We start from the raw sequence: 13,075 nt of genomic DNA, 5'->3' as shown, positions 1-13,075 counted from the left end.
ATTCTTTTTGCGGCTACTTGCTTGCCTGGTTCTCTGCCTGCGCAAACACTTTTTAAACTATTACCCCCAACCCAAACAGGCGTTAAGTTCAGTAATGATATTTCAGAAACTGAGTCATTGAACGTACTGTCATATGAATACTTTTATAATGGTGCCGGCGTTGCAGTTGGCGACATTAATAATGATGGTTTGCCTGACCTTTTCTTCACAGGCAACATGAAACCCAATAAGCTTTACCTTAACCTTGGTGGCTTAAAATTTAAAGATATTACCAGCCAGGCCGGTGCCGATTTAGCGGGCCGTAGTAATGGTTGGAAAACAGGTGTTACCATGGCCGATGTTAACGGCGATGGGCTACTGGACATTTACGTTTGCTATTCGGGCAAAAAAGACGATGCTACCCGAGCAAACCAATTATTCATCAATAAAGGAAATAACAAATTTGAGGAACAGGCTGCGGCATACGATCTTGCTGACACAGGCTACAGCACCCAGGCTGTATTTTTCGATTACGATAATGACGGCGATCTGGATATGTTCCTGCTAAATCACAACATAAAAAAAATAGATAACATGGAGCTTGCACGCTTTAAGGAACAAACGGACCTTTTAGCAAGTAACAAACTCTATCGTAACGATAACGGTAAATTTGTAGAAGTATCCAAAAATGCAGGTATCATCCAAAACCCGCTAACGTTTGGTTTAGGGGTAGCTGTGTCAGACATTAACAAAGATGGCTGGCTTGACATCTACGTAACTAACGACTACAACGAACCCGATTACATCTATATCAACACACACGACGGCAAATTTGCCGAACGCTCAAAAGAGATGGTGAGGCACATGTCGCACTTCTCTATGGGTGTTGATATTGCCGATTACAACAATGATGGTTTCTCGGATATCTTAACCCTTGACATGCTGCCTGCAGATAATCACCGGCAAAAATCATTGCAGTTAGAGGAGAATTATGAGGCTTTTGCTTTGATGCAGAGCCAGGGGTTATACAACCAATACATGCGTAATATGCTGCAGCTAAATAACGGCGACGGCACGTTCAGTGAAATTGGACAGCTCGCAGGTGTTTCAAATACCGATTGGAGCTGGAGCCCGCTTCTTGCCGATTTTGATAATGATGGTTATAAAGACCTTTTTATATCTAACGGCTATTTAAGAGATTACACTAACAAAGACTTTCTGCGCTATTGGGGCGATTATAAGATAAAAAAGGCCATGGCTGGGGAGCCTTTCCTGTTGTTGGATCTGGTGAAAGCAATGCCATCAACCCCGGTGTCTGATTATATTTTCCGTAACAACCACGATCTCACTTTTACTAACAAGCAGGTTGAATGGGGTTTAAATCAGCAAAATATTTCTGGTGGTGCTGTGTATGCCGATCTGGATAATGATGGGGATTTGGACTTGGTGGTAAACGCTATTAATCAGCCCGCCGCAATTTATCAGAACACTGCTGCAGATAACTCTAAAAGCCATTACATCGCCTTTAAGTTAAAAGGAACGGGCAAAAACACTGCGGCCATCGGCTCAAAGATATATGTGTGTAGTCCGCTGGGTGAGCAGTACCAGGAACTGATCCCCGGAAGAGGTTATTTGTCTTCGGTATCAACCACCTTAAATTTTGGACTGGGCAATCAGACCAGGATAGATTCGGTAAAGATCATCTGGCCAGATCAAACCGTGCAATATCTGCGCGATGTTAAGGCTGATCAGCAACTTATAGTTGACCATAAGCCAACAGCCATGGCTGCTTTGGAAACACCCGCACCAAAACTATTAAGCGAAGTTAAACCAATCATCGATTACAAGGCTGATGAGATAACCGACAACGATTTTAAGCGCCAATTGCTGATGACGTTCATGTATTCCAGAACTACTCCGGTAATGGCTAAAGCCGATATTAATGGTGACAAGCTGGAAGATATTTTTGTGAGTGGAGAAAAGAACAGTCCGGGCAAGTTGTTTATTCAGCAACCTGGTGGTTCTTATCAACCGGTTGAATTGATCCGGGGATATTCCGATAATATCGGCAACATAGCTGCTGCTTCCTTCTTCGATGCAAATGGCGATGGTAAGCCTGATCTTTACCTGGCAAAAGGTGGCTATGGTAATTACGAACCAAATACACCTGATCTGCAGGATGAATTATACCTGAACGAGGGGGACGGCCGTTTCGTGCTTACCAAAACATCTTTACCTGTTATAAATGCTAACAGCAAAAGTTGCATAGCGCCTTGCGATTTTGATGGCGATGGTGACATGGACATTTTCGTGGGCGGTAGGGTAGTGCCTGGTAAATATCCGCTTGCTCCTCAAAGCTACTTGCTGATTAATGATGGCAAAGGCCATTTTACCGTTGCAGATGTTCCGTTTGCAAAATTAGGTATGGTAACCGATGCCCAATGGGTCGACCTTGATAACGATAAACGTAAAGACCTTATACTTTGCGGCGAGATGATGCCGATAAAAGTATTCATTAACACAGCTAAAGGTTTTGAAGATCGCACTGCGGATTATTTCAATACCTCACAGAGTGGTTTTTGGTTTAAAATGGCTATTGCAGATGTAAACGGTGATGGTAGGCCAGACCTTATTGCAGGCAACTTAGGTGATAACTCACAGATACATGCTACGGATAAAGAACCTGCTGATCTTTATTATGCTGATTTTGATGAAAACGGCTCTATAGATCCTTTTCTCAATTTTTATAATGGTGGCACCAGCTATCCATTTGTGAGCCGCGACGAGTTGAACGAGCAGATCTATCCGATGCGTCGTAAGTTCAACTCATACAAGGCTTATGCGGACGCAACGATGAAAGACATCCTTTCACCTGAGCAAATGGCCAAAGCACAAAAGCTAACTGCCAATACAATAACTACAACCTTGTTCATTAACAAGGATGGTAAGTTTAACGCCATGGCCCTGCCAATCGAAGCACAATTTGCGCCGGTTACACAAATATTGGTAAACGACTTTAATAAGGACGGCAAACAGGATTTATTATTATTAGGCAATAAATCTGATAATCGCTTAAAGATAGGTAGCATAGATGCCAATTACGGCGTGTTGTTAAAGGGCGATGGCACGGGTAGATTTATTTACGTTCCGCAGCCATCATCCGGTCTGTCTATAACCGGCGATGTAAAATCAGCCATGGAAACCAGGGTGGCTAATGCCGATTATTTGATCATCGGTACATCAGGTAACCCGCTTCAATTTTTTAAACGATGAGAGGTATTAAACAATACTTGTTTATAGCAGCTGCTTTTATTTCGGGTGCCGTATCTGCGCAAAGCAGCAAAACATACCCCGATTATCTGCAGCCCGATCATGCTGTTAATGCTTTGACCATGGTAATGATACATGATGTGGTTAGTCCGCCGGTGGCTGCGCGTTATTATGCATATAGTATGATGGGCGCTTACAACCTGGTAGAGGCTAACACCAAAAGTGTTCCCACCTTAAAAAGCATCGTTAAAGCATACCAACCTACCGGCGTTTTAGATACGCTTAAGGGTAAGTACGATTACAAAATTGCTTCTTACTACGCTATCCTGGAGATAGGTAAGCAGTTGTTACCATCAGGCGCGCTTTTAGAAGATGATCAGACACAATTTGTGACACTGTTAAAGAAAACTGGTGTTAAACAGGATGTAATAGACAATTCTATCAAAGCCGCTTTAGCAGCCTCAAAAGATGTATTGGCTTTTTCTAAATCTGATAATTACAACAAGTTAAGTGCCCTAAAACGTTATACACCATCAAAAGCTGACGGAAAATGGTATCCAACACCGCCGGGATATTTTGAAGCGGTAGAACCAAACTGGCGTACCATAAGAGTGATGTTGCTCGATTCGGCGAGGCAATGTAAAGCCGCTAAACTCGTGCCTTTCAATAAGGATACAACTTCGGCATTCTATAAACAGGTAATGGAGGTTTACAATCAATCCAAACACCTGAGCGTTGAGCAGATAAACCAGGCCATGTTCTGGGATTGCAACCCGTTTGCTATTACCACATCTGGCCACATGGCTATCGGGTTTAAAAAGATCAGTCCGGGGGGGCATTGGATGCATTTGACGGGGCAGGTTGCCAAGCAGGCTAAGCTAAGTTTCGATCAAACTGTAGCCGCACTTACTGTAGAAGGTGCCACCTTAATGGATGCCTTTATAAGCTGTTGGGATGAAAAATACAACAGCGACCGCATACGCCCTGAAACCTTTATTAACAGGTATATAGATGTAAAATGGCAGCCTGTGCTACAAACACCACCATTCCCCGAGTTTACCAGTGGCCATGCTGTAGTATCAAATGCATCTGCAGAGCTGCTTACTTATTTGCTTGGCGATAATTTCAGCTTTACGGATAATACTGAGGTGCCTTTTGGTAGCAGCCAACGCTCTTTTAAGTCATTCCGGCAAGCGGCCGCAGAAGCATCCATGTCGCGCTTTTACGGGGGCATACACTACATGGAAAGTGTAACGCAGGGCAACGTGCAGGGTAAAGAAGTGGGTAACATTGTGATCAGCAAATTAAAGGCAGCAGGATTAGAGCCTTTTGCTAAATAATATCAGGCGGGCTTTAATATAAGTCGCTGCATCTACCTTATTGTCGATAGATAATTAAAAATATGAGAACAATTCGTTTTTTACTTTTCCTTTTGATCTGTCCGTTTCTGTTGCGTGCGCAGGAACACAACATGTCTGCTAACTACATAGCGCCATCAGACCCTGCGGTGCAGGCCAACCTCAAAAAGTGGCAGAAACTAAAGTTTGGTCTGTTTATGCATTGGGGTACTTACAGCGAATGGGGTGTAGTAGAAAGCTGGAGCATTTGTCCTGAAGATGAAGGATGGACGCAACGCAAAGGCCCTTACAGCGCCACATATAACGGTTACAAAGCCGCTTATGAAAACCTGCAAACCACATTTAACCCAACAAAGTTTGCCCCTGAAAAATGGGTAAAGGCCGCCAAAGCTGCCGGAATGAAATATGTGGTTTTTACAACCAAACACCACGATGGTTTTAGCATGTTTGATACCAAACAAACAGATTATAAGATCACATCGAACAAAACGCCTTTCTCGTCAAACCCAAGGGCAAACGTTACCAAAGAGATCTTTAACGCCTTTTCTAAGGAAAACTTCATGATAGGAGCGTATTTCTCAAAGCCCGACTGGCATTCTGAAGACTATTGGTGGCCGTACTTCCCGCCAAAAGACAGGAACGTGAATTACGACCCTGCCAAACACCCTGATCGCTGGCAGAAATTCAAGGATTTTACTTATAACCAGATAGGCGAGTTGATGACGGATTATGGCAAGGTAGATATTCTGTGGTTAGATGGCGGATGGGTAAGGCCAAAAAGCACTATCGATACCACGGTTGATTGGCAAAAAGCCATCACCTTTAACCAGGATATTGATATGCCACGTATTGCCAAAATGGCGAGGGCTAAACAACCCGGCCTCATAGTGGTAGACCGTACGGTAGCGGGCGAATATGAAAACTACACTACTCCTGAGCAAACAGTTCCAAACAAGCCGCTCGATCATCCTTGGGAGAGCTGCATCACCATGGGTAATTCGTGGAGTTATGTGCCCGGCGATAAATACAAATCGGCAAACGAGATCGTTAATCTTTTAGTAAAGATCGTATCAAGAGGCGGAAACCTATTGATGAACATTGGCCCCGGCCCTGATGGTGATTGGGACCCTACAGCTTATAACCGCCTGGCAGATATAGGTAAGTGGATGGCTATTAACCAGGAAGGTATTTACAATTCCGTACCGGTTGCTCCATATTCAGAAAATAATGTTTTCTATACTAAGGCAGAAAATGGCAAGGCTGTATATGGTTTCTTAACATCGGCATCAGAGAATGTAACATTACCAGCCAGTATCACTATGCATGTCGAGAATCCTAAAGGCGTTAAAAGCGTGAAAATTTTAGGGCTTAGATCAAAAGTAAAATGGGCTAAAAAGGAAGATGCTATTGTTATTGATATACCATCAACCTTGCAAGCTAATAACGGATTAAAGCAAGCGGCAACGTTTAAGATCGCTTACTAATACAGTTACATCTACATACATGAAAAATTCAAGAAAAGGAATTATATTCTTTTTATTATGCCTTGCCGGCGTTTCCGTTAAACCGGTATTTGCACAAGGCGATAGATACGATATTATCCCTTACCCTGCATCATTAACCGCAGGCACAGGTGCGTTTACGATAACGCCGACAACCCGAATAAATGCCGCCCCCGGTAAATTTACTAACGAGGTTGCGCAGCTTAACCAGTTAATTAAACGCGGATTGGGTGTTACCCTTAAACCCGGTGCAGGATCAAAAGCCATAAACATGGTTTATGATGAAACTTTGCCTATCGAGGGTTATCATATGGATATCACGCCGGCCGCGGTGACAATTAAATCGCGCACCCCGGCAGGGATGTTCAGGGCGGTAGAAACCATCAGGCAGTTGTTGCCGATAGGTTTAGAAAATGGCTCATATCACGGTAAAACTTTGAGCTTGCCGGCCGTAAGCATAGCCGACCAGCCCGAGTACGCATGGCGTGGTATGCACATGGATGTTTCAAGACACTTTTTCTCTATCGGCTACCTGCACAAATTCATCGACCTGATGGCTTTGTATAAAATGAACAAGTTTCATTTGCACTTAACCGACGACCAGGGCTGGCGCGTAGAAATTAAAAAATATCCACTGCTAACCCGGCAAGGCGCATGGCGCACTTTTAACAACCAGGACTCTGCCTGCATGAAAATGGCAAAAGATAACCCTGATTTTGAGATTGATAAATCACATATTATTCAACGCGATGGTAAAACCCTATATGGTGGTTATTACACACAGGCGCAGCTGAAAGAACTGGTTGCTTATGCTGCCTCAAAGCACATCGAGATCATCCCTGAGATTGATATGCCCGGCCACATGATGGCAGCCATCACCTCATACCCGTTCTTAACCTGTAACGGTGAGAATAAGTTTGGTGAGCTGTTCTCTAAGCCTATTTGCCCTTGTAATGAAACAACTTATGAATTTGCCCAGAATGTGTTTGATGAGATCATGCAGATATTCCCATCGCAATACATTCATATTGGAGGCGATGAGGTTGACCGTACTGATTGGGCAAAATCTGCAGAATGTAAAGCGATGATGCAACGCGAAGGCATTAAAGACCTGGCTGGCTTGCACAGTTACTTCATCAACCGGATGGAAAAATATTTCAATTCAAAAGGCAGAAGACTGATAGGTTGGGACGAGGTGATAGAAGGTGGCATTAGTCCGACGGCTACTATCATGTATTGGCGAACCTGGGTACCGGATGCACCTGTTAAGGCAGCCAAAAATGGTAACTCGGTGATCATGACGCCGGGCGAACCGCTGTACTTTGATAACCCTGCCGACCAGTATTCTATTTATAAAGTTTATCACTTTAACCCGATCCCGGCGAAGCTGAATAAGGAAGAAGCGAAAGCTATTATAGGTGCACAAGCAAACATCTGGACAGAAAAAATTCCGTCTGAAAATCGCGCTGATTACATGTTTATGCCACGCATGACTGCACTTGCAGAAAGATTGTGGAACGGCGATGCTAAAAATTACGATGGCTATCTGAAAAGACTTACAGACCAATACAAAAGGATGGATGCTTTAAAGGTGCATTATCGCCTGCCTGATATTCCCGGTATTGTTAGTGAGAACGTTTTTACAAACAATGCCGTGTTAAGCCTTAAAAAACCACTTGCTGAAATGACTATCAGGTACACAACCGATGGTACGCTACCACAAACAAATTCAATGGTTTTGGCGGGCCCGTTAAACATCACTAAAAGCACCAATATCAAATTAGCCGCCTTTATGCCAAACGGCCTCAGAGGCGATATTTATAACATCACTTACAAACAGCAATCATTGGCACCCGCCGTAAAGGCAAATATTACTGCTGGTTTAAAATGCGATTATTACAAGGCGTTTTTCAAGCAAACCTCATTGATCGAGTCTAAGAAACCTGACAGTAGCTTTACCGCTAACAATATCGTTGTGCCGGCTTCTGTGAATGCACCTTCTTTCGCGTTGGTTTATAAAGGATATATTAATGTACCCGAAAGTGGTATCTATACGTTCTATTTAACTTGCGACGATGGCGGTATCTTAAAAATTGCGGACCGCATGGTGGTAGATAATGATGGCCTGCACTCCGCACAGGAAAAGAACGGACAGGTAGCTTTGGGCAAAGGTTTACAGCCTTTCCTATTAAAGTTTATAGAAGGCGGCGGCGGCTTTGCGCTTAAACTGAAATACAGTTTCAATGGCAGTACGCCGGCAGAGGTGCCATCAACATGGTTTAAAAACTAATATACTCTCGGAGAGATGTTATCTAAAAAGATGAAAAACAAGTTCTTCTTATTCGCTATATTCATTTTATCGCTTACAAATGTTGCGCAGTCGCAAAATAGGGCAGCAAAGCAAAACTTAACAAAGTATGTAGACCAATACATTGGTACCGGTTTTCACGGCCACGTATTTGTTGGTGCCAATGTGCCATTCGGCGCGGTACAATTGGGGCCAACCAATATTTCAAAAGGTTGGGATTGGTGCTCCGGTTATCATATTTCAGACTCCACCATAATCGGCTTTCAACACACACACCTTAGCGGCACGGGAATAGGTGATCTGGGCGACGTATCAATTATGCCCACTACTGGTCCGGTCATCGTTAATAAAGGTACCCTGGTTGATCCTGCTAATGGCTATTTCTCATTATTTAGCCATAAAGACGAAGTAATTAAACCCGGCTATTACAGCGTTAAATTAAAGCGCTATGACATCAAAGCAGAGCTTACGGCATCAACAAGGGTTGGCTTCCATCAATATACCTTCCCTATGGGTAAGCAGGCTAACGTAATTATCGATCTTAACGAAGGCATAGCCGACCGCACCACCGATGCCTATATAAAGCAAATAGATAAATACACTATTGAAGGTTACCGTTTCTCAAGAGGATGGGCGCCGGCACAGCGTATTTATTTTACCGCTGTGTTTTCAAAGCCGATAGCAAAATTTGCCGTTTATGACAGTACCGCACTTAAGCAGGGTGTAACCATTACCGGTAAGAACAGCAGGTGTGCTGTAACTTTTGCCAATGGCACTGCATCACAAAAGCTTCAGATAAAAGTGGGCATATCGCCGGTGAGTTGTGCAAATGCACTACAGAACATCAAAACGGAGATACCAGATTGGGATTTTAACAAAGTTGCGGCGGATGCTGACATGGCCTGGAATAAGGAATTAGGTAGGGTTACCATAAAGGCCGATTCGTTGGCACAACTTAAAAAATTCTATACAGCACTTTACCATACCATGATAGCGCCATCAACATTCAACGATGTTAACGGCGAATATTGGGGCACGGATAAAAAGGTGCATAAAGATGCGTCATTTAAAAACCTGACTACTTTTTCCCTTTGGGACACTTACCGTTCTGCAAACCCGCTTTACACTATTATGCAGCCTGATAGGGTGCCAGACATGGTAAATACCATGCTGAATATTTACAAGCAGCAAGGCCGTTTACCTGTTTGGCATTTGATGGCTAATGAAACCAATACCATGGTGGGCAATAGCGCAGTGCCGGTAATTGTTGATGCTTACCTTAAAGGCTTTAAGGGCTTTGATGCGAATCTTGCATACGAGGCTGTGAAAACTACCCAAATGCTGGATCTGCGCGGACTTAAATATGTCAAACGCGAAGGTTTTATCCCGGCAGATAGCTCACGCGAATCTGTTGCTATGGGACTCGAATATTCCATCAACGATTGGTGCATTGCCCAAATGGCAAAAAAGCTGGGCAAGATGGACGACTACAAATACTTTAGCGGCAGGGCTAAAAATTACCAGAAGTATTTTGACAAGCAAACCCGATTTATGCGTGGCAAGGTAACAGCCGATACCTGGCGCACACCTTTTAGTCCATTTGAATCAAGGCACGAGAAGGATGACTATACGGAAGGGAACGCGTGGCAATATACTTGGCTGGTACCGCATGATGTTGAAGGCCTGATTACCTTATTAGGCGGAGAAAAACCTTTCACTAAAAAGCTTGATTCGTTGTTTACTGTAAGCGGAGATTTGGGTGCTGAACATTCGCCTGATATATCCGGACTGATTGGGCAGTACGCTCATGGTAACGAGCCGAGCCATCACATCACTTACTTATATGCCTATGTTGGCCAGCCATGGAAAACGGCTGATAAGGTGCGCTACATTCTCAATAACTTCTATACAACCAAAGCAGATGGTATCATCGGTAACGAGGATGTTGGGCAAATGTCGGCTTGGTACGTGTTGTCAACGCTGGGCTTTTACCCAGTAAATCCGGCAAACGGAACTTATGTGTTTGGCAGTCCTAATGTTAATAGTGCGGTGATCAATTTGCCATCGGGCAAGCAGTTTACAATAACTGTTAAAAATAACAGCGCTAAAAATAAATACATCACCAGTGTGCAGCTGAACGGTAAAGCTTACACTAAAAGCTATTTTAAACATGCTGATATGGTTGCCGGCGGGGATATGGTGATCACGATGACTGATAAGCCAGGCGCGTTCGGTACAGCTGTAGCGGATAGGCCTACATCAATCGTCAACTAAATTCGATTCAAAATAATTCACTCATAAAAAACGAAAGCCGTACGCTATCAACGTACGGCTTTTGCTTTTACCTATCATCAGTTTTATTTAATGGTGAAATTGTATTTAAGTTTTTCATCGGCAGAGTTACTGCCCAAAATCAATTGATAATTACCAGGGAACAATTTGAATTTGTGTGCTTTGGTATCCCATTTTTGTAATTCGCTCACAGGTATCTCAACGTTTACAGATTGGGTTTCACCGCTTTTGGTTGATACGCGTTTAAAGAACTTTAACTCTTTGCGCGGCATGCCGTTGGTTTGAGGGTAAACAATGTATGCTTGTAACACTTCATCGCCGTCAACCGGGCCTGTGTTTTTAACGTTGGCCGCCATGCTAATGGTTTGATTTGCCTTAAAGGATGTTGCCGGTGCTTTTGTTGTGCTATAAGCAAAAGTGGTATAACTTAAACCAAAACCAAATGGATACTCAACAGGCTTATCAAAATAGCGGTAGGTGCGGCCCTTCATGTGGTAATCATCATACGCCGGAAGATCTGTTATCGATTTGTAGAAAGTAACCGGTAAGTGACCAGAAGGGTTAATCTTTCCGAACAGGATGTTCGCCAAAGCGGTGCCGCCTTGTTCACCTGGGTACCATGCATAGATAATGGCATCAGCATAATCAGCAATTTTAGAAACATCCACCGCGCTGCCTGCGGCTATCACAGCAACTATTGGGGTTTTAACGCCTTTTCGCAAAGCTTTCATAAAAGCAATTTCACTTGCGGGCAAGTCTAAATTCTTGCGGTCGCCGCCATTATCTGATAAGAAAGCATCTCCGGCCTCGCCTTCCAAAACTGGTGAGAGGCCTAACACAGCAACAGTCAGTTCTGCGTTACCCGCACCCCATATACCACCGAAGTGCACGGTATCTCGGTAGTCGCATCCAAGGTCGTACTCAACACGTGTTGCCGGGTCAACGGCAGCAGTTATACCTTCAACAAAGTTTACAACTTTACTGCTTACGCCGTGATAGCTTCCCAACATGGCATCAAGATTGGCGGCATTTGGCCCAAGTACCATAATGCTGCTGTAATTATCGCGGTTTAGCGGTAGTATATTCTTATCGTTTTTTAGCAGTACAAAACTTTTTTCGGCTGCCTTAAGGGAAAGCTCTATATGGTTGTAGTTATGGATGCTATCCGCGCGGTAGCCGTAGAACGGACTTTTTTCAGGGTCATTGTAGAAACCGAGTTTAAATTGCGTTCTAAGTATCCGTCCTAAAGCGGTGTCAATTTCTTTTTCAGTTAGCAGCTTTTGTTTTACAGCTTCCACTATATCGTTTTGTAAAACGCTTGAACAATCCAGGTCAACGCCTGCTTTAATTGCAGCGGCCGCTGCCTCAACACCGTTAGGAAGAGTTTTGTGGGTAGTGAACACATCATCTAAAGCCCCGCAATCGGTAACTACGTGCCCTTGAAAGCCCCATTCCTTTCTAAGTATGTCACCAATCAGAACTTTGTTAATAGAATTAGGTACACCGTTTACACGGTTGTAAGCCGTCATTACCGATTCAACATTATTATCAACCAATTTATGAAAGGCGTATAAGTAAGTTTCGCGCAGGTCTTTCTCATCTACAATGGCATTGAAATAATCTCTTGTAGCCTCGGGGCCGCTATGAGCCACAAAGTGTTTGGCTGTAGCTGCAGCCTTTAGGTGCAAAGGATCATTACCCTGTATACCCTTAACAAAGGCAACACCTATTTTTGAGGTCAGAAAAGGGTCCTCGCCGAAGGTTTCCTGGCCGCGGCCCCATCTTGGGTCTCTGAAAATATTGATGTTGGGTGTCCAAAAGGTTAAGCCCATGTATTGTAAATGCCTGTTTTTAGCGGTGGAGAGATTGTACTTGGCCCTTGCCTCTGTAGAAATAGTATTTCCTACGGATTGTATAAGGTCCTCATCAAATGTAGCTGCCATGCCGATAGATTGAGGGAATACCGTAGCATTACCAGCCCTGGCAACACCGTGCAAACCCTCGTTCCACCAGTTATAAGCCGGGATATTTAACCTTGGAACAGCTTTGCTTCTATAGCCTAAAAGGGAGACCTTTTCCTCAAGTGTTAATTCCTTTATCAGTAACTGAACCCTGCTGTCAATGGGCAAAGATGGGTCTTTGTAACCGGTTTGTGCTGCTGCATTGAATGTTATTGCTGGCAGGAGAAACAAGATGTAAAACGATAAAGATAGTGCACCTGATTTTGAAAAAAATATCGACCGAAGCTTCAAAACAATCCGAAACATAATGTTGAATTTTAAAAAGTATTGATAAAGATGCATTTTCTTGGATAATCTAACTGATAAAAATGAGATGAACAGAGTACTTTATAAAAAAATTAAAAA

The 13,075-nt window shown here is 43.5% G+C and carries 6 protein-coding genes; 5 read left to right on the top strand and 1 reads right to left on the bottom strand.

Going from position 1 to position 13,075, the window contains the following annotated elements; genetic code table 11:
• Positions 1-21: 21 nt before the first annotated feature.
• From INP83_RS00660 to INP83_RS00640, 5 genes are all read left to right on the top strand, one after another.
• On the top strand, positions 22-3,252 hold the full coding sequence (locus INP83_RS00660) for a VCBS repeat-containing protein (protein WP_219125915.1): 3,231 nt from the start codon (positions 22-24) through the stop codon (positions 3,250-3,252).
• Positions 3,249-4,589 carry a vanadium-dependent haloperoxidase gene (locus INP83_RS00655; RefSeq protein WP_219125914.1) on the top strand — a complete coding sequence of 447 codons (1,341 nt, stop codon included), beginning with the start codon at positions 3,249-3,251 and terminating at the stop codon, positions 4,587-4,589. The genes INP83_RS00660 and INP83_RS00655 overlap by 4 nt, the downstream gene beginning before the upstream one ends.
• Before the next feature lie 62 nt (positions 4,590-4,651).
• Complete coding sequence (locus INP83_RS00650; RefSeq protein WP_219125913.1) at positions 4,652-6,091, top strand: alpha-L-fucosidase; 1,440 nt, start codon at positions 4,652-4,654, stop codon at positions 6,089-6,091.
• Positions 6,092-6,110: 19 nt separating this feature from the next.
• Positions 6,111-8,399: a family 20 glycosylhydrolase gene (locus INP83_RS00645; protein ID WP_219125912.1), complete on the top strand. Its 2,289-nt coding sequence runs from the start codon at positions 6,111-6,113 to the stop codon at positions 8,397-8,399.
• Between the two features lie 30 nt (positions 8,400-8,429).
• On the top strand, positions 8,430-10,691 hold the full coding sequence (locus INP83_RS00640) for a GH92 family glycosyl hydrolase (RefSeq protein WP_219125911.1): 2,262 nt from the start codon (positions 8,430-8,432) through the stop codon (positions 10,689-10,691).
• Positions 10,692-10,774: 83 nt separating this feature from the next.
• Here the strand turns inward: INP83_RS00640 and INP83_RS00635 are convergent, their stop codons facing one another.
• Positions 10,775-12,901 carry a glycoside hydrolase family 3 N-terminal domain-containing protein gene (locus INP83_RS00635; protein WP_255563218.1) on the bottom strand — a complete coding sequence of 709 codons (2,127 nt, stop codon included), beginning with the start codon at positions 12,899-12,901 and terminating at the stop codon, positions 10,775-10,777.
• Positions 12,902-13,075: the final 174 nt, after the last annotated feature.

The sequence above is a fragment of the Mucilaginibacter sp. 21P genome (assembly GCF_019331605.1).
GTDB lineage: Bacteria > Bacteroidota > Bacteroidia > Sphingobacteriales > Sphingobacteriaceae > Mucilaginibacter > Mucilaginibacter achroorhodeus.
This window is presented reverse-complemented; position numbering and strand designations above follow the sequence as displayed.

Coding starts and splice junctions, on each gene's coding strand:
- INP83_RS00655 (WP_219125914.1), top strand. CDS start 3,249: ATGAGAGGTATTAAACAATACTTGTTTATAGCAGCTGCTTTTATTTCG.
- INP83_RS00640 (WP_219125911.1), top strand. CDS start 8,430: ATGAAAAACAAGTTCTTCTTATTCGCTATATTCATTTTATCGCTTACA.
- INP83_RS00650 (WP_219125913.1), top strand. CDS start 4,652: ATGAGAACAATTCGTTTTTTACTTTTCCTTTTGATCTGTCCGTTTCTG.
- INP83_RS00645 (WP_219125912.1), top strand. CDS start 6,111: ATGAAAAATTCAAGAAAAGGAATTATATTCTTTTTATTATGCCTTGCC.